We start from the raw sequence: 23,813 nt of genomic DNA on the forward strand, positions 1-23,813 counted from the left end.
GAGAACACATGGTTAAAGAAGTCAAAACACTCAAGAGTTTTAGCCAATCAGCAGAAAAATTTGAAGGCTCTCACCTCCTTTGTCCGGGTTGTGGGCATGGGATCATCGTTAGGGAGGTGCTAAACGCCGTGGATGGCCCCATTGTTTTAGGCAACTCCACAGGCTGTTTAGAGGTGTGCTCGGCGGTGTATCCGCACACTTCTTGGGATGTGCCTTGGATTCACATTGGGTTTGAAAACGGCTCGACCGCCATCAGCGGCGCAGAGAGCATGTATAAAGCTCTAGAGCGCAAGGGCAAATACACCGGTCAGCGCCCCAAATTTGTTGCCTTTGGGGGCGATGGCGCGAGCTATGACATCGGTTTTCAATTCATCAGCGGGTGTATGGAACGCGGACATGACATCACCTACATCTGCCTAGACAATGAAAACTACGCCAACACAGGGGGACAAAGGAGCGGGAGCACGCCTATGGGCGCAAGCACCAGCACCACCCCTGCGGGTAAAGTGAGCTTTGGGAAAAAAGAGCGTAAAAAAGACCTGCCCTTGATCATGGCAGCGCATGGCATCCCCTACACCGCCCAAATCGCCCCCAACAAGTGGAAGGACATGAATAAAAAGATCAAAACCGCTCTAGACACAGAGGGGCCCTGCTTCATCAATGCCCTTAGCCCATGCCCGACTGAATGGAAATACCACTCTTCTTTGGCGATTGAAATGACAGATTTGGCCGTGGATTGCTTGATCTTTCCTTTGTTTGAAATTTTTCACGGGCAAGAGTTGAAAATCACCTACCGCCCCCGCAATGTCCTGCCTGTGCGCGATTATTTGGGTGTGCAAAAACGCTTCGCCCACCTCTTCAAAAAAGAGAACGAACACATCATTGAAGCCTTGCAAAAGGATGTGGATGCCCGTTGGGAATACTTGCAGCGGCGGGAGGAAGCCAAGGTTTAATGGTCGATCGTTATGCTTTGGAGGGGATGGCGCACCTTTGGGGTGCACAGAATAAGTTTAACACTTACCTAAGAGTTGAAAAGGCGATTGTGCAAGCGTGGCACGCCCTAGGCGTGATAGACGCTAAGAGTTGCCAAAAAATCCAAGAAGTTAGCTTTAGCTTAGAGCGCATTTATGAGATTGAGCAGACCACTAAACACGATTTAATCGCCTTTGTCAATGCCGTCTGCGAGAACTTAGGCGAGGAAGCGCGTTTTTTTCACTATGGAATCACCTCCAGTGATTGCATCGACACGGCCCTAGCTCTCATGCTTAAAAAAAGCCTAGAGATCATCCTTAAAGACTTGCAAGGGCTTTTAGAGGTGTTAAAAACTAGGGCTCTTGAGTTTAAAAGCACGCCCATCGTTGGTCGTAGCCACGGTATCCACGGCGAGCCGATGAGCTTTGGACTGGTGTGGGCATTGTGGTTTGAAGAAATACGCCGGCATGTGAAATCTTTAGAAGGGGTGCTCGAGGAAGTGAGCGTGGGCATGGTGAGCGGGGCGATGGGCAATTTCGCCCATATCCCCCTAGAGCTAGAGGAAAAGACTTGTGAAATTTTGGGACTAAAGCCCGCCTTGATCACCAACCAAGTCATCTCAAGGGATCGGCATGCCAAACTCATCAATGCCCTGGCAGTGCTTGCCAGCAGTTGCGAGAAGATTGCTATCAATGTCCGCCACTACCAGCGCACTGAAGTTTATGAGGCGGAGGAATCCTTTAGCGTGGGGCAAAAGGGCAGCTCGGCCATGCCACATAAACGCAACCCGGTTTTAAGCGAGAACATCACGGGGCTGTGTCGGGTTATTAGAGGCTATGCCACTCCCATGCTAGAGAGCGTAGCCCTGTGGCACGAGCGCGACATCAGCCATAGTTCGGTAGAGCGCTTTGTCTTTCCCGACATTTTCACCACCACGGATTTTATGCTACACCGCCTAAACAACTTGCTTAAAACCCTTGTGGTCTATCCTAAGAATATGCAGGCAAATTTGGAGCGCACGGGTGGGCTAGTGTATTCGCAAAAGGTGCTTTTAGAACTGCCAAACTTAGGTTTGAGCAAGGAGGAGAGTTATGCCATCGTACAAGAGTGCGCCGCCAAGGTGTGGCAGGACTTACAAGAGGACAGACATCACAAAGAGGGCTTTTTAAACACACTGCTTGCCGATCCCCGTTTAAAGGCGATAGACATAGAAAAAATCAAGGCGTGCTTTTGCCAAGAGCATTACCTAGAGCGCACGGAGCAAATTTTTCAGCGCGTATTTGGCAAATAAGCTAAACTTAAGTGAGAATACGGTAATTTCAGCCGTCCTTTCATGAGTTAATCTTGTGGGCTTTTTAGCCCACTGGTCGTGCTTAATCCCCCCAAATTTTGCGCCCCACCTTTGGTCCCAATTCCAACCGATGTAACTTTATGGGGCTTTGATGTGGGGTTTGTGGTACTCCTCGTGTTTTAACAACCATTCTTTAATCTGCACCCCGCCCCCATAGCCACCTACCCCGTTGCTTTTAGGTACCACGCGGTGGCAAGGGATAATAATAGGGATGGGGTTGTGGTGGTTGGCGTTGCCTACGGCTCTACACGCTCTAGGATTGTTAATGGCATAAGCGATTTCTTGATAAGTCCTTGTTGTGCCATAGGGGATATTTTGCAGGGCTTGCCACACTTGCAAGTTAAAGGGGCTAGCTGACAAGCTCAAGGGCAGATCAAAACTAAAAAGAGTGCCACTAAAATAGTCTGCTAAACTCTCTAGCACGGCTTGCATGAGTGGGTCGGGACTTGGGGCAGGGACGCTACGCGTCCTTTTTACAAAATCCACGCTCACCAAGCCCCGATCATCTGTACATAAAGCCAAGCAGGGGATAGGAAAACTTTTAGGGAGCTTGAAATAGGCTAAAATCACAGCCCCATTTTAAAGGGATTTAAAATATTATTGGGATCAAAGGCTTTTTTAATCGCTCGAAAAAGCCCCATCTCTTCAGGGCTGAAGGCTAGGGGCATGAATTTGGCTTTAGACAGTCCAATGCCATGCTCCCCGCTTAAAGTTCCCTCCAAAGCGATGGCACATTTAAAAATCTCCTCCATCGCCCTTTGCCCCTGCTCTAGCTGTGTTTCGGGGTTTTCAAGCATGATATTCACATGCACATTGCCATCACCTGTGTGCCCGAAACAGGGGATGGGCAAGTTATAGGCTTTAGAAATGCGTCCAACCTCCTCAAGCAAAGCGGGCAGACTCGCTCGTGGCACCGTCACATCTTCGTTTAGTTTTTTCTTGCCATAAACACTAATACTCTGGGACGCGTTGCGGCGTGAAAACCACAGGTTTTCCTCCTCTATGGCGTTGTGGGCTGTTTGAAAATCCACACAGCCATTGGCTTTAAAATGCCCCTCAATGGCGTTTAATTGCCATTCTATTTGCTCGGGCACGCTCCCATCCACTTGCGTGATCAAAATCGCCCCCGCTTCAATGGGTAGCCCCTTATGAAAACGCTCCTCCACTGCCCGAATACTTAAGTTGTCTAAAAACTCCATCGCCACAGGCGTAACCCCGCTCGCCATCGTTTTATACACCGCTTCCATCGCCTCTTGGATGCTTTGAAACACCCCCATTGCCGATTGGCGCAACTTGGGCTTGGCCAGCAGTTTTAAAGTGATTTCGCTGATCACCGCCAAGCAACCCTCACTGGCGATCAAAATGCCCGCCACATTAAAACCCGCTACATCTTTGATCGTTTTCTTGCCCGCGCGGATAATGTCGCCATTGGGGAGCACCGCCCGCAAAGCCATCACATAGTCTTTAGTGATCCCGTATTTAGCCGCACGCATGCCCCCCGCATTTTCGCTCACATTGCCCCCCAAAGTGCTTTGATCTTGGCTGGCTGGATCGGGCGGGTAGAAGAGCCCTAATTTTTCCACTTCGTTTTGGAAGTGCTTATTAATCACGCCCGGCTGCACCCTTGCGATTAAGTTTTTGGTGTCGATCTCTAGGATTTTGTCTAAATGCTTTTCTACGCTTAAAATCAGCCCCCCACTCACCCCCAAGGCCCCGCCTGTAAAGCCACTGCCCGCCCCTCTAGGCACAACGATGATCTGATGCTGGTTGCAATAGGCCAAGATTTGGCTGATCTCTTGTTCGTTTTTAGGGAAGATCACGCCCTCGGGCAGGTGGCGCTCTCTAGTCGCATCGTAGGCGTAGGTACTCAAATGGGCGGGGTCGGTGAAAAAATTGTCCCCCCCCACAAAGCCGCGCAAAGCCTTGGTGTGTTCGGGGTTTAGCATGGGCTCTCCTATTGTCCTAGTTCTTTCTCCTCTTGGAGGATGCGTCTCTTATCTGCTTTCTCTTGTTGTTTCTCGGCTTTTTTAGCTTTCTTCTCTGCCTTTTCCTCTTGTTTTTCTTTAGCCAGCTCCCGCTTGCGCTCTTTTTTCGCCTCTTTAGCCTCTTTTGTCCGCTCTTTGGTGGTGGCTTGGTCTAGGGATTTTTCCTCTGCCTTTTGTTGTTTGGAGAGTTCAGGGGCGATTTGTCGTTCTTCCTCTTGGATTTCCTTGTGGTATTCCCTTTCTAGGGCTTGTTTTTGTTTTTCGCTCTTGGCTTTTTTGATGTCTTTTCTTAGTTCCTTTTTATCCTCTGACTTGATCTCACGCTCTAACTTTCTCTGCCCCTCTTTGCGCAACAAATTATCGTAATAGCTGAAGTAATGCCGTGCCTTGCCCCCGGCGACTAACTTACCAAAAGTCCCTCTATCCACGCCCTCCACACGGGAGAAAAAGGGTGTGAATGTGCGCCCCACCTTTGAAGTGTCAAAAGGTTTGGTTTCCAAAATAGCAAAGCTTTGGCAGTCTAGGATATTTAAGCGGTTGGTACTGACAAGGTAGATAAGCCCCACACTGTAAATGTCGCAAGCCCGCCTTAAAGTCCTGGCGGTTGGGTCAAACCCGTTTAAAAACGCCACCAACAAATCTGAGTTGATGAAGACCGTTTCTGGGTAGTCGTCCTTCACCTTTTCGTAGCTATGCACATCGGGGGCGATCAAAAAGGCTTGGTTGTTGAACTCCCTAAAGATCGCCAAATTGCCCTTTTTAGGTACCATGCGGGGGGTGGGCAAGTGCTTTTGCTTCATCACCTTGTATGGAGTGTATTTGGCGTAAGCCACACCGTTTTCAATGGAAAACACTTCAAGGCCTGCGACGATGACATCGTAGTCAGTGAGTTTGGCGAGCACATACCCGCTCTCACCCACCTGCAAATCGTAGGCTTGAAACTGCACGACTTTTCTAGAGGTGTCCACGCTGTCGATGTTGATTTTTAGGGGTGCACTCCAATCTTTGGCAGACATGAGCCCACACAGCCCTAAAACCACTAAAAACCACTTAAACATGCCCATCCTTAAAATGTTGTTGGAACCACACCAAGCCGTAGCCCACCCCCACACTTTTACAAAGCTGATCGTTTGACATGAAACTCTCCACCTGATCTAAGGGCAAGTAAATGATCTCGATGTCCTCAGTGTCAATCCCCCCGCCTTGATGGGCGTGTTGGTTTTGACTAATGCGCGCAAAGAACATGGTCTGCTTGCTCCCACTAATACCCGTGGAGCTGTAAAACACCCCGATTTTTTGCAACATTTCAGGCACAATGGCATACCCGCACTCTTCAAGCACCTCTTCGCAAGCGATCTGCGCCACACTCTTATGCGCCTTGTCCACAAGCCCCGCACACAGCTCATAAGTGTAGCCATCCACACTCTGCCCTCCATAGATGCATGCACTCACAAACACAGGGGGCCTAAACTGCTTAACCAACACAAAGCTTTGCTTCTCTATGTGGTAAAGCAAAATGGACACGCTATCATGCACGCGGACCATGTCCCAACTTTTATTGATCCCATCTTCCTCGTATAAAATGCGCTTAGGCTTGAAATAGGCGGAAGTGGGGCAGTCTGTGATTTGGATATTATCGTAAGCGATCATTAGTCTGTGTTCTTTGCGTTTTCTTTTTGGGCGTATTCAAAGGAGGTCAAGTCTTCCAGGGTTTTTAAATAGGGCTTGATGGCTTGGCTGAAAAGCTGCTTATCGTGCCCTAGAAGTTGGCTTTTGGCGGTGCGGATACGCCCGAGCGGGTCAACAGGGCGGTCGTTAAGATACGCCCCAAAGTGCAGGTGTGGGCCTGTACTAAGCCCCGTGCTGCCCACCTTGCCGATCACCTGCCCCCTTTTGACATAGCTGTGCACATGCAAGCCCTTGGCAAAGGCACTCATGTGGGCGTAAACCATGCGCAAATCGCTGCCATGCTTGATCTCAATTTCATTGCCATACCCCCCTCTGCGCCCGATAGACACGATATAGCCATCGGTGGCCGCGTGGATCAAACTTCCCCTTTTGGCGGCAAAGTCTATGCCATAGTGGGGACGGATTTGCTTTAAAATGGGGTGCATGCGGCCTAGAGAAAAGGGCGATGAAATGCGAGTGTAGTGCACGGGGGTTTCCAACAAGAACGCCACGACCTCCCTCCCCCTTTCATCGTAATACTTACCCTTGTAAGAAAAGACATAATGATCGCGCCTGTGGGCTTGCAGCATAGCGGCTTTGATGTTGGGGTAGCCAAAGGGTTGGTTTAGGCGGTATTTGCGGGTGTAAATGAGGCTTAATTGGTCGCCTTTGGTCACGGTGCGTTTTAAATTGAGGATTTTTTGGTAAATCCCGATGAACTCTTGGGCAAGTTTAGCATCCCCCGTGGCCTTAAAAATGTCGTGGTAGGCGGAGTGCTTGATGTGTACGCTTAAGGTTTTTTTAGTGGTGCTGTAGATGATAGGGATGAAGTCTAATGCATACTGCCCGCTAGGCTCTTTATAAAGGCGCAGCTGCACGGACTCACCCACGGGGACCAAGACTTGCAAGAGTTGGCCTTTGTCGTTTTTAAGTGCATAGTAGGGTACGCCCGCGCGGATCTCTGTGCCTAATTCCTTGTCTTGGTAGGACAAGTTGTAATAGATTTTGGGGTCAATGTGGTGTTTGTTAAAAAACTTGAGTAAGGTCATGCCATGCTCCCAAATGAGTCTCTGCCCCACAGATGCCCCGCTAAAACCCACGCAAAAGAGCCACGCCAAAATGAACCGAACCATCGCCTTCCTTATTTTGTAAAAAGTTGGATTTTAATATAGAATAGCTTATAAATAAACTTTTTAGAGGTCTTGATGAAAAAAGTGCGCTTCAACCGACATGTTTGGCTTGTACCGACCATCACCTTTTTGCTCTTTTGCTGTGTGCTGTTGCTCTTGTTGGTTTACACCTTCAGTAGCACGCAGTCCGTGTTTTCAGCGATAGACACCGTTAAAAAATCCCCGACGAACGCAAAGGAATTGCGCCAAGAATTGTCCAAAACGATGCGTATCATGCAATGATTAAAAAATTAAAACTTTTGCCGATCTAGCCCGAAAGAAACTTCGAGAAAGGATTTGCCATGGTCAAGCCTGTAGGTACCACCTCCTCTTATAGCCACCTAGGCTCTGTGCAAGCGTCCCGCCCCGCCAACCACGCCCAAGCCAGCGAAGCCCAAGAGTCCAATCGTGTCGCCCAAATCAAAAAGGCAGTAGAAAATGGGCATTATAAGGTAGATATGGACAAAACCGCCCATAAAATGGCACGGGATTTGCTTGGCTAAAGCGATACCGAGCGTTTCATAATTCTTCATCAAAGATAGCTTGGTATGAAACCACTTGAAGGCGGCGCATGCTTTATGGCTATCTTGAGCAATCCGTGCAGGATTTGCAAACCCTTATCCAACTCACTTCCCAAGATTTAGAAGACATTAAAGAAGCCAACCACGAGGCGGTTTTTGCCCGCAACGGCCTTAAGAAAGAGCGCATTGCTTCTTTTGAAAACTGCAAAGCCCTTTTTGACCAAGAGATGTTGGTCTTGATGGAAAAAAACCCCGGCACACCACTAGTCAATCTCTTAGACGAGCGTGGCTCTGTGCTTTTAAAAGAAATGCGCCAGCTTTTAACCGAACTTAAAGAGATCAACGCCGATTACGCCCGCATTGTCTTTGCGGTGTCGGACTTTTACTCCAAACTCATGCAACAGATTGTGCCCTATGAGAGCACGGGCTATTACAACCAAAAGACCGTTGCCAGTAGCTTTTTACAAGTGCGGGCATAAGGGGATTTTATGGGCGGGATATTTGCGACTTTAAACACTTCTTACACCGGCTTACAAGCCCACCAGGTCATGGTGGATGTGACCGGCAACAACATTTCCAACGCCAACGATGAATTTTACAGCCGACAGCGCGTGATCGCCACACCCCAAAGCACCCTCATGTACACCAACCGCAACATGAACATGGGGGTGAATGTCCAAAGCATCCAACGCACGCACGATGAATTTGTCTTTGCCCGCTATGCCCATGCCAAACAAGAGCAAGCCTATTACAGCACCCAATTTGACAATTTGCGTGAAGCGTCTTCTTACTTCCCCGACATGGACGAAGTGGGCGTGCATACAGACCTGCAAGACTACTTCAACGCATGGAAAGACCTCGCCAAAGACGCTAAATCCCCCGCCACCAAGCAAGCCCTCGTACAGAAAACAAAAACCTTGACCACGAGCATCCACGATGCCCGCGCACGCCTTGTAGACTTGCAGAAAAAAGCCAGCCATGAGCTCACCAGCACCATCACCGAAGTGAACCGCCTAGGTAGGGAAATCGCCAACATCAACAAGCACCTTAAAGAAATGGAGGACGCTAAAACCCTCAAACAAGCCAACGAACTGCGCGATAAACGCGACCAGCTAGAGTTTCACCTCAAAGAGCTGATCGGGGGCAATGTGACCAAGAACCACATACAGACCTACTCGCTCAATGACATTAAAACCGCCGACTTTGACGATGGCTATGTTTTTAATGTGGGATATGGGTTTAACATCGTGGACGGGGCGATCTTCCACCCCCTAGTGGTTGAGCAGAATAAAAACGAAAACCAGCTTGCCCAAATCTACTTTAGGGGCGATGATTTTAAAGTCGTCAACATCACCGACAAGATCGATCAGGGCAAGGTGGGGGCGTTGATGGGTGTGTATAACGATGGCTTGAATGGCACTAGAAAGGGTAAATTGCAAACCTACATCGATCGCCTAGACACCTTCGCCAAAGGCTTGATCCAAGCCACCAACGCCATTTACGCCCAAAGCGCGGCGCACCGCATTGAAGGGCACATCATGGACTTTCAAGGTACTGAGGTTTTAAAGGACACCAACCACAACATCAAAACGGGGACTTTTGATTTACTCGCTTACAACACCAACGGGCAAGTGATCGCCAAAAAAACCATCACCATCACCCCCATCACCACCATGAACGATGTGATCGCCCAAATCAATGCCAACACAGACGACAACCACGACAACAACACCACGAACGATTTTGACGATTACTTCGTGGCGCATTACGACAGCGATGCTAAACAATTCACCATCCAACCTAAAAACCCCTCTCAAGGGCTGTTTGTGTCGCTTAGAGACCATGGCACGAATTTTACGGGCGCGCTAGGGCTTAACACCTTCTTTGAAGGCGACAGTGCCAGGGACATTAAAATCAACGACACCTACCGCAAAGAACCCACCGCCCTGCGCCCGTGGCTTGCCCCCATTGATGGCAACTTTGATGTTGCCAATATGATGCAACAACTCCAATACGACAAGGTGGACTTCTTCAAAGACAACAAGCTAGACAGCAAACCCATGACGCTTGAGAGTTATTACCAATTCCTCGTGGGTAAGGTTCACACCGAGGCTGAACATGCCAAAAAGACTTTAGAGAGCAAGGATGCTATTTTGCATGTCATCAAAAAAGAACAACAAGCCATTTCAGGGGTCAGCACCGATGAAGAAATGGTCAATCTCATCAAATTCCAAAGTGGTTATGCCGCCAACGCCAAAGTCGTTACAGCGGTCGATCGCATGATCGAAACTTTGCTAGGGATGAAACAATAGAGTTAAAGTTATGGAATGTGGGGCGCAAAGGTGGGGTTTAGGAGTTTATGAGCCAAAAAAAATCTCTTGCCACCCCCGCGCTCACTCTTACCACCAAAGTTGCCCTATAACTTCTAATCTTGCATACGCACCCAATTCCCCTTAAATCCCATTTGTTCTAAAAAGGTTTGAGGATTTAGGGGTGGAGGGTGTTTCAGGCTAAATTTGAGGGCGTTCTTAGGGATGGGGGTGATTTTCGTGAGCTGTGCGCCGTGGGGTTGCCATGTGAAGCAGTGATGCTCCTGTTTGTCAAAGCCCATTAAATTACCCCTAGGGTTAAGCTCCCAAGAGTAGAGATTTTTAAGGGGCTTAACGAGTTCTTCAAACAAGATAAACTCTTTTAAATCTAGTGAGCGCACCAAAACCATTAACCTTAATTGTTGACAAGAGTGCAAAGCGATTTTAATCCGTTCGTTATAAATATTGATGAGAGCCAGCCCCGTTTTTTGTAGGTCCTTTTGCCACTCCATTTTGTAAGAGTAAAAGGGGCTAGCCCGCCCTATGATTAAACGGGCCGCTTTAAGTTTGAAGGGATTTTTCGCCTTAATGGTCTTTGCGCTGTAGCCAAGCCCCTCATGTTCTAAATCAAGCAAGCCTAAGGGGGAGAGGCGTATTTGTGTTTTAAACGCTCCTCCTAAAGCGCGCACAAAATCATCACCCCCAATCTCCCCCTTAAGCGCAATCCAATAGATTAAATGCCCGCCCAACTCCACAATAAAACTTTTAGAAAAGGCATTTAACCCCCCTTGGGGGCGCAAATCCCTTAACCTAGGCGCATTGGGCATTTTTAAGCAACTCCACTAAGTGCCTAGCCACCGCAGCGATCACGGGCACACACACAGAGTTGCCGCACTGGGTGCGTAAATGTCTGGGGCTCACCACGATTTTAAAACCTTTTGGAAAGCCCATAAGGTTTAGCAACTCTCTAGGCGTGAAATGGCGCACGCCATCGACCAATTGGTAATTATGTGAAGCGTTTGCCCTAAGCGCACAGGCGTGGTTTAAAATGCTGACATTCCCGCTCTTGTTCTCATGCCAAATAGAAGGGCTGAAAAGGCGTTTGTTTTGCACGCTTTGTAAGCGTTTCTTGCGGATATACACGCTGGCTAGACTAGATTGCGGGGGGTTGGGCTCTAAGACTTGGGCTAAATCATAGGGGATTTTCGCAAAGTCAAAACTAAAGGTCTTGGCTAAATGCGCATCTAAAAAACCCACGAAAATCAAGCGCTCGCGCTTTTGGGGCAAGCCAAAATCTAGAGCATTTAAGACTCGATAACGCATAGAGTAGCCTAAGTTTTCTAGGTGTTTTAAAAGGACTTGTAGGGTCTCTCCTTGTTTGTGGGTGGCAAGTTGTTTGACATTTTCAAGCAAAAAGGCTTTGGGCTTGTGGTGGGCTAAAATACGCACAATCTCAAAGAACAACGCCCCCCTTGGGTCGTTTAGTCCGCCTTGTGTGCCTATGATGCTAAAGGCTTGGCAAGGGAAACCTGCGCAGAGGATATCAAAGGGGGGAATGTCGCTTGCCTTAATTTCTCTAATGTCGCCTGCCGGGGTGTCTTTAAAATTGGCATGGTAAGTCTCTCTAGCGTGAGGGTCGATCTCGCTAGAAAACACGCACCGGCCCCCTACTTGTTCAAAAGCAAGCCGAATGCCCCCAATACCGGCAAATAAATCAATGAAGCGCAACATTGAGGGATTATAACACAGTAAGAGACACCACAAACCACCACAATGCCATCGCCCTAGATGTTTACATGGGCAAATCTAGTTTCAAGCAAGATACGGACGGTCAAAGTCGTGGAAAAGTGCGCCCATGTCGAGGTGATAAAGGTTACTAGGCGGGCTTTTTCCTCCGCGCTGTGGGTGCGTTAGTAATATCAAAGTCTGCCATGTTTTGGCGCACATACGCCTCTATGGCCTTTTTTTCTTCTTGCCTTCGGCCGTCCTTGAAACTGCCGAAAGTAGCACGGGGAGTTAAAGTTTCATTCATTGCCCCATGATACACCAAAACGCTTAAGATTTTTCTTTAATCAACATTTCTATTACTAAAGTCCGTTTATGTTTTGGTGTATCTGTGTGTAAATGTTAAATATACTGATATAAGTTATATTTCTCATCAAACGCCGCGTTTAGCTCCTCTAAGCCCTTGCGTTTGGCCGTGGCTAAGTCCAGTGGTTGCAGCACTCCATTAACCACCACAGAGCCCACGCCGTAAAATTTTTCTTTGCCTTTTTGTAGCATCAAGTAAACCATTAGATGAGAAGCAAGAAAACCAAGAATGACTAAAAACCCCACCACCACTCCTTCTAGTGGAGCAAGGTTTGGCGAGCAGACTAGACCAACCTAGGTCTAACCCCCCCCTCGTATTTGATCTCTAGCTCTTCTACGCGTTTTTCTAATTGCGCGATTTTGACCACATGGCGGTTGGGCACTACCACCAAGGGAATGTCTTTGAGCTTGCCTTTGACGCGCTTAGGGCCATGGTGATCCCACACGGTAGCGATGAGCTCCTCAGGGTTTTCCTCGCCCCAAGAGCCATAGTAAAGCAAATCCTTAGGCGGCTCGTCCTTGACATGTTTTTTGATAAATTCATCATAAGGCAAACCTCTTTTAAGGCGGGCCTTTCTCTCTTTATCGCGCATCTGCTTGGTGGCATGTGCATCGACTACAAAAGTTTCCTTATCCCAGACCACCTTGTAAATGTTAGAGGCCACATGCTCAGAAATGCGCCCTACTTGCAAATCCTCCATGACAAGCTCTGGATCGCGCTCGAGCACATCTCCATAACCCCCGCCACAGCCTTGGGCAATCATATACAGCTCGCCCTCTTGAGACCTGTCAAACTGCAAGCCCATGTGATAAGTCGTATAAACCCCCCCTTTGAAAGGGCGTTCATTCATCACCCGCTCCATGGACAGATCAAATTCCTCGGGGTTTTTCTTGATGATCTCAAAGATGTTGATCCCTTTAACCATCGCTAAGGGGTAAGTAGCGCACCCATACCCTCCAAAGAGCCCGCCCACGCTAGAAAACTTTGCGCCTGAAGTTACGGTCATAAAGCCCCATTCAGGAGTGTTGCGCGCGGCTACAATCATCTCATAGCCCATCCCTCCGCGGAATTTGCCAAAACCCTGGTTGTCGCGCACCACGCGCTTGCTGACTAGTTGCAAGAAAGGTACTTCCTCCTCCATCACCTCTTGCTCGCCAATATCGGCCATCGCACAAAACAAAGGAGCCACCGCATCCTCACCATCTCTAAAGGCCTTCGCCCCCCCGCCCATGCCATTTAAATCCGCGCACAAATTGCCGACCTGTTCGCCATGCTGGGTTTCTCCGCCCCATAAAAAGTCGTTGATCTGGTTAAACCAGGGCGCAAGCACATTGGCGTACTTGGTGTGCATGGAAAACTGCAACTTGGCATAGGCAATTTGGAGCGCACTAAAGGCCCTAAAAGAGGCTTGCAAATTCTGCCCATTGGGCGCATCATAGGAACAATCTCCCCAAGTGCCCTCATCGGAGATCACCTCAATAGGAGAAAACGCGCCAGTGGATCTGGGCAAATCAGGCCACCAATAAGAGAGCACAGCTTGGGCAAAAAAGGCCTTGGTGGAAGCTAGTGGGGAGTTAATGGCGCGGTTGATGATCTCCTTGCCCGAACCTCTCAAATCTACGGTCATGTGATCACCCTTGACGGTGATCTTACAAGCAAATTTGATCAAAATATTTTCTTTGAGCGTGGAATCCACAAATTGCTCCACGGTTACCATGCCATCTGGCATGGCCGCAATGCGCCGGCGCACTTCATTTTCCACATCCTCCACGGTCATGCGGATTGCTCCCACAAAAGCATCAACGCCGTATTCATCGATCATGCGATCCACAATATCCATCACGCGGCGCACCGCCCCCATTTTGACCTTAATATCAGCGAGCATCAGCTTTGGATCGCGCGTGGAGTGCTGTAAAAAAGTGAGCAAATCCCGGCGCAACTTGCCCCTCTCTACGATCTTCATGGGACTCCCACGCAAACCATCATCAAAGGGGGTTTCAGAGCCGCTAGGCATTCCGCCCGGCTCACACGCCCCATTTTCGCCCTCATGGATGGTTGCGCCCACCCAGGCGATGATCTCGTTGTTGCGGATCACCGGGGTCAGCATAGATTGATCGGTATTATGCACACAGCCAAAGCGCGCATCGTTGTGGAAAAAGCCATCGCCCTCATGGATGCCCACGGTAGGCTCGTCTTTCCAATACTTCATGATGTAGCGGATGGGGTGGTGTAACACAGCAGCAAAGGCGATCACGCCCCGATTGGACATGTAACACACATCTCCACTTGCGGTATAGACCGCTACAGACAAATCTGCCCACTTGGCTCCGGGTGCTGCGCCCATGCTTTCACACATCTCAAAGGCTTCATCAAGCGATCCACTCAAACGCCTGCGGATGCGATCGTAGAGTAAGGGATTCCCCCCTTTTTTAAGCACCTCTTCTTCTAGGGGCGTGCGCTTGGCGATGGAATGGTGGCGCATAATCTTAGGATCAGGACCCAAAAATAGGGTGGTTTCATTCATAAAATCATCTACCCAGGCCTGTTCTTCTGGAGTTAATCCCTTTTTAGAAGGGTGTTCATGGTGGCTGTGGGCGTGGGGGTGTTTGTGGGCCTCTATGTGGCTTCCTTGATGGGCTTTGCTTGGCATATTTCCTCCTTAAAATGTTTGATCTTTTAAAAGCCAGACAGCACCTTGAGGTGTGGGTTCTACGCGCCAGTTTTTCTCTACCAAATAGGTCGTGCTCTTAGTGGTGATGATGGCAGGGCCATGGATGACATAGTCTGCACTCAAAACGCTCTCATCATAAATGGGCGTCTCAATGGGCTCTTTCTCATTGACATAATGCACCTTGCGCACACTTTTAGCGCTGGGAGTTTTTCTCTTGTGGCTAGAGTAGAGTTCTTTAAAATGCACAACATCGGTCTCAATGAAAGTTGCCACGCGCACGGTCTGCACACGCACGCCTGCCTCAGGAGCTTCTACCCCCTTGCCATAACGCTTAGCATAGACATCTGAGAAAGTTCTAATGGCGTGCAAAACATCACCCACATTGCTGATGCGATTCATGTCTAAAACCACCGAGGTTGTTACCCTCTGGTTGCCATAGCGCATATCCATCTCTAAGCGGTGTTGCACATTAGAAATATCATAACCCTGGCGGCGCAAATCCTCCTTACCACGCCTCTCTAACTCCTCAATGTATTCGTTTAGGCGATCGTACTCATCAAAGAGTTTGCGCTCGATGGGTTCATAGAGCACGATATAACCGCTTCTCTCGTGGATGTGCAAAGGCTTCATGTTGCCCGCACCCAAAGCGGAGAAAACAGAGGCAAAAGGGGGGAAAAGGATTTTACTAATGCCAGCGTGGTAGGCGATCCCGCAAGCATGCAAAGGACCATTGCCCCCATAGGCAACCATGGTAAACTCATCTACATTGCCCCCATTTTTGCGCAACTCCATTTCAATCCCAATTGCCATTTGCTCATCAACAGATCGCTTAATGACTTTGGCTACCTCAATCACATCCAAATCCAGTGCATCACAGAGTTTGTCTTCAATGACAAATTTAGAGCGTTTGGGATTGAGTTTGATCACCCCATTGGCATAATTATCCGGGTCTAAATAACCCAAAAGCAAGTCCGCATCTGTGACCGTGGGGTTTAGCCCGCCCCGATCATAACAAGCAGGTCCGGGGTCCGAGCCCGCGCTCTCAGGTCCAATCTTGATGGCTTGGTGGATACGATCGTAAGTGGCAATCGATCCGCCACCCGCCCCTAGGGTGTTAAGGTGGATCATGGGCAAGGTTACCAGCCAGCGGCAAATCACGGGCTGAAAATCATAGTGCTTGACCCCGCCTTTGGGCAAAATGCCTATGTCAAAGGAAGTTCCGCCCATGTCCATGCACACCACATTACCAATATCTGTTGTCTCTGAGAGGTGCTGGGAAGCACTCACCCCGCTTACTGGCCCGGAGTGGATGGTTTGCAGACTATCTGTAGAGTTGCTTTGGGCCATCCCTCCGCTATTGTGGATCACGAGCATGGGCTTGCCATACCCACTATCACGCAAATTAGAACTCAGTTGGCTGAGCGCATGGAACATGATCTCGTATAAAAAGGCATCAATAATGGTTGTGTTAGCGCGCACATATTCACCCTTGCGCCCGGAGACTTGAGAGCTCAAAATCACTGGAATTGCGCCTAATTCGTGGGCAGGATATTCCTCTAGAATCGTCTCGAGCACGAGTTGCTCATGGCTAGGGTTTTCTGTGGCATTGGTGAGCGCAACCACAATCGCTTGCGCGCCATTATCCACCAGATCGCGCACCTGTTTGCGTACATCTTCCTTTTGCAGAGGCACTAAAATCTCGCCCACGCTATCCACGCGTTCTTTGACAGATCGCACCATGCGCCTAGGCACAATCGGATCAGGGCGTTGGGCGTTGGGCATGTTGCCCTGCTCGGTAACATCTAGTCCTTCGCCATAGCCCTTACCTCTTGATAAATGGATGGTATCCTCAAAACCATGCGTAACAATGGCCCCCACCCTTGGACCCTTACCCTCAATGAGCGCATTCGTGCCCAAAGTGGTCGCATAGCGCACACTATCCACTTCTTTGAGTACCTGCTCTCTAGTGAGCCCCGCGATTTTGCACGCATTGTCCAAGGCGGCATTAAAGCCTAAAGACAAATTATGGTGGGTGGTTAGGGATTTGGACTCGATGTATTGGCCATCCCACGCAAAAAAGCAATCCGTGAAAGTCCCACCAATATCTACAGAAATGCGTTTCATGCGCCCCCCTTATCTTGATCAAAATCCTTATCAAAGCGCGCCCGCAAGTCCGCCTGTGCGTTTTCACCCGGGCCATAATGCACGCTAGTTTCCGGGTCTTGCCCAATTTCCTTCCAACGCCTTTTTAGATCGTCAATATCCCATAGCATGTCTATGGTGGGGGGATAGTGGGGAGGAACATACTCGGTTTCAATCTGTGTCCCACAAGTGGGGCAATAGTATTCGTAAATACGGCAAAACTTGGGGTCGGGCGAAAAGGTGTATTGGTAGCGTTTGGGGTCTAAAATGGGCGGATGGATCTCCTCGGGGTTTCTGTCGTAAATGAGAGTGCCCTTTTTGTAAGTATCTCTAGCATCGCCAAAGTCATGCCCACACACACGGCAGAGCCACCGCTCGCTGTTTAAATCGATCATCAGGTATTCGGTCATAGGAACGCGCATGTTCTCTCCTTATGTTTTCAAGTCTTCTAAAATCAAATCGCCATTATCCGTTACGGCAAGGCTCCAGCCCTCTGGCACCCTAGCGGTGAAAAAGGGCCCCTCTACAATCGCTGGGCCCTCCATATACGCCCCCATCTCCTGTTTATCAAGGATCAACACCACCTCTTGGTGCATGCCATCTAAGCCCATGACATTTCTTGTGCCGCTCACTTTGGGCCCGACTTTGCGCTTGGGCAGACTGGCGCGCAGGCTGGGGTGGGAGAGTTCATAGCGGATATGGTAGGCCAAGATGCGTCTTTGGTCTTTATTGATTTGGGCGGTGTCCTCTAGGGTGGTGCTGTGCGCTTCAGAGCCATCGGCGTTTTCCACGATCACCCGCCATTCCCCCTTGCAATCTTCAAAGTCATACCCCTCTTGAAACATGTGCCTTTTGGCGCGCTCTTGCATCTGGGCTTTGATTTTTTCAATCTCGTGTTTGTTTAAGCCCGTGATGTCTCTCTCAAAGGTCTGGGCCACATCCGAGAAGCTGATCCCATAGGCCGAAAACACCGCGGCAAGTTTGGGCACGATCACGCGCTTAATGCCCGCTTTTTTGGCCGCCAAGCATGCGCTCATAGGCCCCCCACCTCCAAAGGCAGCTAGCACAGTGCCCTCTTGCACCCTATCTTGCAAACATGTGGCCAATTTTTGTGCGTAGACCTCCTCCATTTTAAACAGCGCCTCCTCTAGTTTCAAGCCTAAAGGCTTGGCGATCTTTTCACGGATGGCCTGGATTGCGCGCTCCTTATCTAGTCTTTGTTGCCCATTCAGATAGGTATCTGGATCGATGATCCCCAAAGCGACATTGACATCCGTGATCGTTGCGTCCGTGCCTCCAAAGCCAAAACAAGCAGGCCCGGGTGCTGCACCCACGCTATCAGGACCCACGCTGATCGCCCCCTTATTGTCCACACGAAAAATCGAACCCCCACCCACACCAAAGGATTTGACATCACTGAGCTCAAAGGAGATCTGAATCCCCTCCACACTGCCCCGCCTCTCTGTCTTGATTTTATACTGGTGTACCTCCCCAACATCTGAGGTGGTCCCCCCTACATCTACCATCAAGACATGCTCAAAACCATAGGCCTTTGCTAGTGCCTTGGTGCCCTCAATCCCCCCTCTTGGGCCTGAAGAATAGGTCTTCAACGCCACAGATTTAGCCACCCTTGAGGATGCCCCATCGTTGCGATAAATCAGCAAAGGGTTTCTAACCTTGTGGGCTTTCAAGCGGTGCTCGGCAGAATACAAAAAGCGCTCCATGGTCGGGTGCAAAAAGCTATTGAGCAAAGCTGACCAAATGCGCCTAACTCGACTGGTATCGTTGGTAAACTCCCAAGAAAAGAGCACGGGCACAGAGCCTAGCAAATGCCTAGGGAATTGCAATAAAAAGGTATGTTTGAAGTCCTTTTCATCGTCCTTATCTTCAATGGCGATGACGAGCCGCTCTGCTCCTTTATTGGTGAGCGTATTTACGGCATTGGCTAAATCCACCTCAAAGTCCTCACCTGCCAAATTAGCGATCACAAAGACACGATTGCCCACTAGGCTAGCAAGCAATTCTTGTTGTTGTGTGCTCTGAGTGAGCTTCTCTACAAGGGTGGCATCGTTGGTGATGAGACCTAGTTTAGGACCTTTTCTTTCTACTAAGGCGTTGGTGCCTTGGGTAGAAGAATAGCGGATAAGCTCCGTGCTGTGTAGCAACTTAATAAACCCATCCTCACCATAAATTTCCTCACTGGCTTTTGTAATGCCCTTAAAAAAGCACTCAGAGAGATCCACAGGGGTGGTAAGGGTTTTGGTGTAGTGCACCTCTGAGCCTTGCACCACACAAATATCTGTAAGCGTCCCGCCATTGTCTAGGTTGATGAGGTATTTCATGGGTATCCTTTTTGGTTGATTTGGTGCTTAAACTCTAAGGCAGAGGGGGGTTAGACACCCCAGGGGCTAACTCTAGGGGTACAAACTTGCCTTCTTGGATGACAAACACCCCTAAATTGGTGATGACTTTTGAGACACACTTGGGTCCTGTGAGCGGTAAGCTACACTCCTTAACCAGTTTCAAATTTCCCTTTTTATCGGTGTGTTGCATGATCACAATCACCTTTTTGGCACTGGCCACCAGATCCATAGCCCCCCCCATACCTTTGACCAATTTACCCGGCACCATCCAGCTGGCCAAGTCCCCTTGAGCAGAAACCTCCATCGCCCCCAAGATCGTTAAATCGATGTGCCTCCCTCTAATCATCGCAAAGCTCTCGGCCGAGCTAAAATAACTCGCCCCCACACTAGCGGTGATGGTCTGCTTGCCCGCATTGATCAAATCCGCATCCACCTGCTCTTTGGTTGGAAAGGGTCCCATGCCCAAGAGGCCGTTTTCGCTCTGCAACATGACCTGTATATTCTTGGGGATGAAGTCGGCTACTAGAGTGGGGATACCAATGCCTAAGTTGATGGAGTATCCATCTTTAATATCCTCTACTGCCTTTTGAGCCATCTGCTCGCGGCTCCAGCCCATACCATTGTAATCCATTCACTCTCCCTTTTTTAGTGTCAGCTGTTCGATACGCTTTTCAAAACACCCCTTGAAAATGCGATCCACATACACCCCGGGGACATGGATAAAATTAGGATCGAGTGCGCCCAGCTCTACGACCTCTTCTACCTCCACAACGGTAACTTTAGCCGCTTTGGCCATCATAGGATTAAAATTCATGGCGGTTTTATTAAAAATTAAATTGCCATAAGTGTCAGCTTTTTGGGCCTTGATAAAGGCAAAATCTGCTCTAAGGGCTCTCTCTAAAATATAAGTGCGTCCCTCAAATTCCTTATGCTCCTTACCCTCTGCAATGATGGTGCCCACTCCTGTGGGGGTGTAAAAGCCCGGAATGCCAGCCCCTCCAGCTCTAATGCGCTCGGCTAGAGTGCCTTGTGGGTTAAATTCCACATCGATCTCGCCGGCTAAAAATTGCTGCTCGAAGGCGGCGTTTTCCCCCACATAGCTGGCGATCATCTTTGTAATTTGTTTATTATTGATGAGAAGCCCCAAGCCGAAATCATCTACCCCGGGGTTGTTGGAAATGCAGGTGATGTTTTTCACCCCGCTATGGCTCAGGGCTAAAATGGCGTTTTCAGGAATGCCACACAACCCAAAGCCTCCGAACATGATGGTCATGCCATCTTGCACGCCCGCAATCGCCTCCTCTATGCTTTTTACGACTTTATCCACAGGTGGCCTTACAGGCGCTCAACAAGGATTGCCAATGCCTCGCCCCCGCCCACACACAAACACGCCACGCCCAAATGTTTATCGTAAAAATGTAGGGCATGCACCAAAGTCGTTAAAATCCTAGCCCCGCTGGTGCCAATAGGGTGGCCTAAAGCGATCGCCCCCCCATTGACATTGATTTGGCTGTCCTTAAGGCCCAAATCTTTTTGGGTCAAAATCCCCACTACCGCAAACGCCTCGCTGATCTCATAGAGATCAATGTCGCCGATTTGTTTATTGTTGTTTTTTAAAAGCTTTCTAATGGCGGGAGCGGGCGCAGCGGTAAATAAGTGGGGGTCGTGGCTAAAGGATGTGTAATCCACGATCTTGGCTAGGGCTTTAGTGGAGGTTTCTTTAGATAGGTTGGCAGAGCCTAGCACGAGCATGCTCGCCCCATCGCTGATCTTACTGGAGTTAAAGGCGGTGATGGTGCCCTCGGGATCAAAGACGGGTTTGAGCTTCAAGCCCTTGTCAAAATTAACTCTAGTGGGCTCTTCATCCGCGCTCACCACGATCTCATCTGTGCGCCCGCGCATGGACACGCTGAACATCTCGGGTTTAAAGGCGTGGTTTTCAATGGCCCTAAGGGCTTTTTCATAGCTGGCTTTGGCAAAGCTGTCTTGTTCTGCCCGGCTTAGGTGGTTTAAACGGGCGTAATTTTCAGCAAAGTCGCCCATGCGTGCCTTTTTGTAGGCATCTTGCAAGCCGTCTTTAAGCATACTATCCTCCAAGGCAGTGTCGCCCATTTTAAAGCCCGCCCGGCTTTTCATGAGCAAATGCGGGGCAAGGCTCATGTTCTCCATGCCCCCCACCATAGACACCCGGCTACGCCCTAAAGCGATCTCATTTGCCCCGAGCATCACCGCCCTCAAGCTCGACCCGCAAGCCTCATTGACTAGCCAACAGGCGATGGACTTAGGCAAATTCGCCCCTAGGGCGACTTGTCTAGCGGGAGCTTGTTTTAACCCACTGCTAAGTACATTGCCGACAATGCAACTATCTACAAAGCTGGCATCAAATCCACTTGCAAGCAAGGCCTGCTCAGCTGCCAAAGCCCCCAACTTTGTGGCAGGAACACTAGAGAGAGTGCCGTTAAAAGACCCAATGGGGGTGCGTTTGGCACTGTAAATATGGACTTCGTGCATGTTTGCTCCTCGTGTTGTTGTGGGGGCATTATCGCACACAAAAAGTCGGCGTTACGCTAACAAAAGACAAAGTTGCGCTCAAAAAAGGCATAAGCGTTTACATTTTGTAACAGATAGAGGGGGTTAGGATTTGGATTTGTAGTGCTTTGCGGTGGCGTGGCAGGCTTGCATGATTGCCCCCCTAACCCCCTTTTCTTCAAGCACGCTTAAGCCCTCAATAGTTGCGCCCGCGGGGGTGCAGATGTTTTGGCTAATCTCTTGGGGGCTTTGGGTGGCAAGCAGGGCATTAAAGCCTTTAAAGCTTTGGCTGATGAGTTTTTTAGCTTGGGTGTGCTTTAAGCCTGCCCGCACACCGGAGTCGATCAGGGCTTGGGTAAAGAGGCTTAAAAAGGCGAGCGTACTCCCATTGGTCACCATGGAAGCGTCGATCAACTCTTCTTGATCCACGGGCACGGCTGTGCCAAAGCTGGCGAGCAGTTCTATGCATTCCTTAGGGGCTAGGGTGGGGCTGTAGTAGGTTGTGGCTGAGAGCCCTAAAAAAGCAGCAACATTGGGCATGAAGCGCACAAAATGGGGGGCTTGCAAATGGGCTTTTAAAATCTCAATAGACACGCCCGCAAGTGCACTCAAGATAGCATTGGCTTGCCCGGTGTAGGTGAAGGCACTTAGGGCGTGGGGCTTTAGGGTGAGAAAGACGATGCTATCGGTGATGTCGATGTTTTGATCGCAGGCTCGCAGATTAATAAACTCTAGCCCTTCTTGCTTCAAAAAGGGGGTGATTTTACTTGGGTCCTTGCCCGCAATGCTGATAGATCGCCCCGCCAACACACCTTGCATGCCTTTTAAGATCGCTCGAGTGATTTGGCCATAGCCGATGAATAAGATTTTACTTGTCATGGACGGGTTGCCTTTCTTGGTAGAAGCTAGAAATTTTTTCAGAGATTTGGTATTGGGGGTATTTTGCGCTGTCTAAAATCACTTGCGCCATGAGTTTGTGGTCGAAGTTAAAGACCAAAGGGGCTAGAAAATTGATGGTGGATTCTTTTAGGGGGCTTTGGATCACCATAATGTTGGCGATTAAAATGTTCTGGGCTTGGTCTAGGTTTAAGAGCGTTTGCAAAGCTATAGGGATTTCAAATTCATAGGAGCGCAGGGCAAAGGGGTTTACCAAAGTGAAGGTGGGCGTGTGAGCATCGGCGTTTCTTAGGCGCATAAACACTTCATCAATTTTCTCCAAGTCCATTTGAGAGACTTCTTCAAACCCCAAAATGGGGGATTTTACACTAAAAACCATACCAACCCTTGAATTTGTGTAACTTAAGAGCTCGATTTTACTAAAACTGCTCCAAAAAATCAATTCAATTAATTTGGGGTTTTGGTATAATGGTGGCTTTAGCTTTAAGGATCAGGATGCGTGTAGTTTTACTCTCAGCTGTGGTTTTAGCTCTATTTTTTGGGTGTGCTAAGAAGACGAAGGAGTCTATTTATAACCGGCCGGCGATTTTTTGGTATCAAGGGATTTTGCGTGAGATTTTGTTCTTAAACCTAGAAACTGCAGACAATTATTATTCATCATTGCAAAGCGAGCACATCAACTCGCCCTTGGTGCCCGATGCCATGTTGGCTTTAGGGCAAGCCCATTTGAAAAAGAAGGAATTTGTGTTGGCGGAATACTACTTCGATGAGTATATCAAACGCTTTGGCAATCAAGACAACATTGACTATTTGAAGTTCATGAAGTTGCAATCCCGCTACTATGCCTTTAAAAATCACAGCAAGGACCAAGAGTTCATGTCTAACACGATCGGCATGCTCAACGACTTTGTAGACAAATACCCCAACAGCCGCTTTTTAAACCAAGTGGAGTATATGCAAGTTAAGTTCATTTTGGGGCAAAATGAGTTAAACCGGGCGATCGCTAATGTTTACAGGAAACGCCACCAAAAAGAGGGGGTAAAGCGTTATTTAGAGCGGGTGGATGAGGTTTTAGAGAAGGAAACCCACCCTAAAAAATCCTACATGCCTTGGTATGTAGCTATCTTTAACTGGTAAGGGATAA

General features: G+C 49.0%; 24 protein-coding genes. 7 read left to right on the top strand and 17 right to left on the bottom strand.

What is annotated here, in order from left to right; all coding sequences use genetic code 11:
• The first annotated feature begins 8 nt into the window (after positions 1–8).
• Positions 9–953: a thiamine pyrophosphate-dependent enzyme gene (locus AOG36_RS07455; RefSeq protein WP_053825789.1), complete on the top strand. Its 945-nt coding sequence runs from the start codon at positions 9–11 to the stop codon at positions 951–953.
• The gene (purB, locus tag AOG36_RS07460) at positions 953–2,263 is read left to right on the top strand and encodes an adenylosuccinate lyase (protein ID WP_015107381.1); all 1,311 of its coding nucleotides are present in this window, start codon (positions 953–955) and stop codon (positions 2,261–2,263) included. The genes AOG36_RS07455 and purB overlap by 1 nt, the downstream gene beginning before the upstream one ends.
• Before the next feature lie 138 nt (positions 2,264–2,401).
• Here purB and AOG36_RS07465 read toward each other — a convergent pair whose 3' ends face one another.
• The 5 genes from AOG36_RS07465 to AOG36_RS07485 are packed head-to-tail and all read right to left on the bottom strand — an operon-like array spanning position 2,402 to position 7,109.
• Entirely contained in the window at positions 2,402–2,893 is a 492-nt protein-coding gene (locus AOG36_RS07465) for a methylated-DNA--[protein]-cysteine S-methyltransferase (protein ID WP_015107382.1), read from the bottom strand.
• A complete protein-coding gene (gene glcD, locus AOG36_RS07470; RefSeq protein ID WP_015107383.1) occupies positions 2,890–4,269 on the bottom strand; it encodes a glycolate oxidase subunit GlcD in 1,380 nt (459 codons plus the stop codon). The genes AOG36_RS07465 and glcD overlap by 4 nt, the downstream gene beginning before the upstream one ends.
• Positions 4,270–4,277: 8 nt before the next feature.
• Positions 4,278–5,366 carry a plasminogen-binding N-terminal domain-containing protein gene (locus AOG36_RS07475; protein ID WP_015107384.1) on the bottom strand — a complete coding sequence of 363 codons (1,089 nt, stop codon included), beginning with the start codon at positions 5,364–5,366 and terminating at the stop codon, positions 4,278–4,280.
• Positions 5,359–5,958, bottom strand: a complete 600-nt coding sequence (locus AOG36_RS07480) for an NUDIX hydrolase (protein ID WP_015107385.1) — start codon at positions 5,956–5,958, stop codon at positions 5,359–5,361. The genes AOG36_RS07475 and AOG36_RS07480 overlap by 8 nt, the downstream gene beginning before the upstream one ends.
• The gene (locus AOG36_RS07485; RefSeq protein ID WP_015107386.1) at positions 5,958–7,109 is read right to left on the bottom strand and encodes a peptidoglycan DD-metalloendopeptidase family protein; all 1,152 of its coding nucleotides are present in this window, start codon (positions 7,107–7,109) and stop codon (positions 5,958–5,960) included. The genes AOG36_RS07480 and AOG36_RS07485 overlap by 1 nt, the downstream gene beginning before the upstream one ends.
• A 72-nt stretch (positions 7,110–7,181) precedes the next feature.
• Here AOG36_RS07485 and AOG36_RS07490 point away from each other — a divergent pair, with 72 nt between their 5' ends.
• The 4 genes from AOG36_RS07490 to flgK all read left to right on the top strand — a co-directional run bounded on the left by AOG36_RS07490 (position 7,182) and on the right by flgK (position 9,978).
• The gene (locus AOG36_RS07490) at positions 7,182–7,388 is read left to right on the top strand and encodes a hypothetical protein (RefSeq protein WP_015107387.1); all 207 of its coding nucleotides are present in this window, start codon (positions 7,182–7,184) and stop codon (positions 7,386–7,388) included.
• 59 nt (positions 7,389–7,447) lie between these two features.
• Positions 7,448–7,648, top strand: coding sequence for a flagellar biosynthesis anti-sigma factor FlgM (locus AOG36_RS07495; RefSeq protein WP_015107388.1), 201 nt, complete (start codon positions 7,448–7,450; stop codon positions 7,646–7,648).
• Positions 7,649–7,716: 68 nt separating this feature from the next.
• A complete protein-coding gene (locus tag AOG36_RS07500) occupies positions 7,717–8,145 on the top strand; it encodes a hypothetical protein (RefSeq protein ID WP_015107389.1) in 429 nt (142 codons plus the stop codon).
• Positions 8,146–8,154: 9 nt separating this feature from the next.
• A complete protein-coding gene (flgK, locus tag AOG36_RS07505; RefSeq protein WP_053825790.1) occupies positions 8,155–9,978 on the top strand; it encodes a flagellar hook-associated protein FlgK in 1,824 nt (607 codons plus the stop codon).
• A 113-nt stretch (positions 9,979–10,091) separates the two neighbouring features.
• Here flgK and AOG36_RS09160 read toward each other — a convergent pair whose 3' ends face one another.
• The 12 genes from AOG36_RS09160 to fliW form a co-directional block, all read right to left on the bottom strand.
• Positions 10,092–10,775, bottom strand: a complete 684-nt coding sequence (locus AOG36_RS09160) for a hypothetical protein (protein WP_231850656.1) — start codon at positions 10,773–10,775, stop codon at positions 10,092–10,094.
• Positions 10,776–10,785: 10 nt separating this feature from the next.
• Entirely contained in the window at positions 10,786–11,706 is a 921-nt protein-coding gene (locus AOG36_RS07515; protein WP_015107392.1) for a DNA cytosine methyltransferase, read from the bottom strand.
• A 396-nt stretch (positions 11,707–12,102) separates the two neighbouring features.
• Positions 12,103–12,258 carry a hypothetical protein gene (locus tag AOG36_RS07520; protein ID WP_015107397.1) on the bottom strand — a complete coding sequence of 52 codons (156 nt, stop codon included), beginning with the start codon at positions 12,256–12,258 and terminating at the stop codon, positions 12,103–12,105.
• A 92-nt stretch (positions 12,259–12,350) separates the two neighbouring features.
• Positions 12,351–14,717, bottom strand: coding sequence for a hydantoinase B/oxoprolinase family protein (locus AOG36_RS07525; protein ID WP_015107398.1), 2,367 nt, complete (start codon positions 14,715–14,717; stop codon positions 12,351–12,353).
• A 9-nt stretch (positions 14,718–14,726) separates the two neighbouring features.
• Positions 14,727–16,862, bottom strand: a complete 2,136-nt coding sequence (locus AOG36_RS07530; RefSeq protein ID WP_053825792.1) for a hydantoinase/oxoprolinase family protein — start codon at positions 16,860–16,862, stop codon at positions 14,727–14,729.
• Positions 16,859–17,302 carry an acetone carboxylase subunit gamma gene (locus tag AOG36_RS07535; protein WP_015107400.1) on the bottom strand — a complete coding sequence of 148 codons (444 nt, stop codon included), beginning with the start codon at positions 17,300–17,302 and terminating at the stop codon, positions 16,859–16,861. Before AOG36_RS07535 ends, AOG36_RS07530 begins: the two co-directional genes overlap by 4 nt.
• Before the next feature lie 9 nt (positions 17,303–17,311).
• Positions 17,312–19,222: a hydantoinase/oxoprolinase family protein gene (locus tag AOG36_RS07540; protein ID WP_015107401.1), complete on the bottom strand. Its 1,911-nt coding sequence runs from the start codon at positions 19,220–19,222 to the stop codon at positions 17,312–17,314.
• A 34-nt stretch (positions 19,223–19,256) separates the two neighbouring features.
• Positions 19,257–19,874 carry a 3-oxoacid CoA-transferase subunit B gene (locus AOG36_RS07545; protein WP_015107402.1) on the bottom strand — a complete coding sequence of 206 codons (618 nt, stop codon included), beginning with the start codon at positions 19,872–19,874 and terminating at the stop codon, positions 19,257–19,259.
• Positions 19,875–20,570: a CoA transferase subunit A gene (locus AOG36_RS07550; RefSeq protein ID WP_015107403.1), complete on the bottom strand. Its 696-nt coding sequence runs from the start codon at positions 20,568–20,570 to the stop codon at positions 19,875–19,877.
• Positions 20,571–20,578: 8 nt separating this feature from the next.
• Positions 20,579–21,754, bottom strand: coding sequence for a thiolase family protein (locus AOG36_RS07555; protein ID WP_015107404.1), 1,176 nt, complete (start codon positions 21,752–21,754; stop codon positions 20,579–20,581).
• 123 nt (positions 21,755–21,877) lie between these two features.
• A complete protein-coding gene (locus AOG36_RS07560; RefSeq protein ID WP_015107405.1) occupies positions 21,878–22,651 on the bottom strand; it encodes a pyrroline-5-carboxylate reductase in 774 nt (257 codons plus the stop codon).
• Positions 22,641–23,048, bottom strand: a complete 408-nt coding sequence (fliW, locus tag AOG36_RS07565) for a flagellar assembly protein FliW (RefSeq protein WP_053825794.1) — start codon at positions 23,046–23,048, stop codon at positions 22,641–22,643. The genes AOG36_RS07560 and fliW overlap by 11 nt, the downstream gene beginning before the upstream one ends.
• A gap of 116 nt (positions 23,049–23,164) precedes the next feature.
• Between fliW and AOG36_RS07570 the strand changes: the two genes are divergently transcribed.
• On the top strand, positions 23,165–23,806 hold the full coding sequence (locus AOG36_RS07570) for an outer membrane protein assembly factor BamD (protein ID WP_015107407.1): 642 nt from the start codon (positions 23,165–23,167) through the stop codon (positions 23,804–23,806).
• Positions 23,807–23,813 lie beyond the last annotated feature (7 nt).

It is taken from the genome of Helicobacter heilmannii (genome assembly GCF_001283065.1).
GTDB lineage: Bacteria > Campylobacterota > Campylobacteria > Campylobacterales > Helicobacteraceae > Helicobacter > Helicobacter heilmannii.

What these genes read in the sequence shown, in the direction of transcription:
- AOG36_RS07455 (WP_053825789.1), top strand. Translation starts at nt 9, where the DNA reads ATGGTTAAAGAAGTCAAAACACTCAAGAGTTTTAGCCAATCAGCAGAA.
- purB (WP_015107381.1), top strand. Translation starts at nt 953, where the DNA reads ATGGTCGATCGTTATGCTTTGGAGGGGATGGCGCACCTTTGGGGTGCA.
- glcD (WP_015107383.1), bottom strand. Translation starts at nt 4,269, where the DNA reads ATGCTAAACCCCGAACACACCAAGGCTTTGCGCGGCTTTGTGGGGGGG.
- AOG36_RS07475 (WP_015107384.1), bottom strand. Translation starts at nt 5,366, where the DNA reads ATGTTTAAGTGGTTTTTAGTGGTTTTAGGGCTGTGTGGGCTCATGTCT.
- AOG36_RS07480 (WP_015107385.1), bottom strand. Translation starts at nt 5,958, where the DNA reads ATGATCGCTTACGATAATATCCAAATCACAGACTGCCCCACTTCCGCC.
- AOG36_RS07485 (WP_015107386.1), bottom strand. Translation starts at nt 7,109, where the DNA reads ATGGTTCGGTTCATTTTGGCGTGGCTCTTTTGCGTGGGTTTTAGCGGG.
- AOG36_RS07490 (WP_015107387.1), top strand. Translation starts at nt 7,182, where the DNA reads ATGAAAAAAGTGCGCTTCAACCGACATGTTTGGCTTGTACCGACCATC.
- AOG36_RS07495 (WP_015107388.1), top strand. Translation starts at nt 7,448, where the DNA reads ATGGTCAAGCCTGTAGGTACCACCTCCTCTTATAGCCACCTAGGCTCT.
- AOG36_RS07500 (WP_015107389.1), top strand. Translation starts at nt 7,717, where the DNA reads ATGCTTTATGGCTATCTTGAGCAATCCGTGCAGGATTTGCAAACCCTT.
- flgK (WP_053825790.1), top strand. Translation starts at nt 8,155, where the DNA reads ATGGGCGGGATATTTGCGACTTTAAACACTTCTTACACCGGCTTACAA.
- AOG36_RS07515 (WP_015107392.1), bottom strand. Translation starts at nt 11,706, where the DNA reads ATGTTGCGCTTCATTGATTTATTTGCCGGTATTGGGGGCATTCGGCTT.
- AOG36_RS07520 (WP_015107397.1), bottom strand. Translation starts at nt 12,258, where the DNA reads ATGCTACAAAAAGGCAAAGAAAAATTTTACGGCGTGGGCTCTGTGGTG.
- AOG36_RS07525 (WP_015107398.1), bottom strand. Translation starts at nt 14,717, where the DNA reads ATGCCAAGCAAAGCCCATCAAGGAAGCCACATAGAGGCCCACAAACAC.
- AOG36_RS07530 (WP_053825792.1), bottom strand. Translation starts at nt 16,862, where the DNA reads ATGAAACGCATTTCTGTAGATATTGGTGGGACTTTCACGGATTGCTTT.
- AOG36_RS07535 (WP_015107400.1), bottom strand. Translation starts at nt 17,302, where the DNA reads ATGCGCGTTCCTATGACCGAATACCTGATGATCGATTTAAACAGCGAG.
- AOG36_RS07540 (WP_015107401.1), bottom strand. Translation starts at nt 19,222, where the DNA reads ATGAAATACCTCATCAACCTAGACAATGGCGGGACGCTTACAGATATT.
- AOG36_RS07545 (WP_015107402.1), bottom strand. Translation starts at nt 19,874, where the DNA reads ATGGATTACAATGGTATGGGCTGGAGCCGCGAGCAGATGGCTCAAAAG.
- AOG36_RS07555 (WP_015107404.1), bottom strand. Translation starts at nt 21,754, where the DNA reads ATGCACGAAGTCCATATTTACAGTGCCAAACGCACCCCCATTGGGTCT.
- AOG36_RS07560 (WP_015107405.1), bottom strand. Translation starts at nt 22,651, where the DNA reads ATGACAAGTAAAATCTTATTCATCGGCTATGGCCAAATCACTCGAGCG.
- fliW (WP_053825794.1), bottom strand. Translation starts at nt 23,048, where the DNA reads ATGGTTTTTAGTGTAAAATCCCCCATTTTGGGGTTTGAAGAAGTCTCT.
- AOG36_RS07570 (WP_015107407.1), top strand. Translation starts at nt 23,165, where the DNA reads ATGCGTGTAGTTTTACTCTCAGCTGTGGTTTTAGCTCTATTTTTTGGG.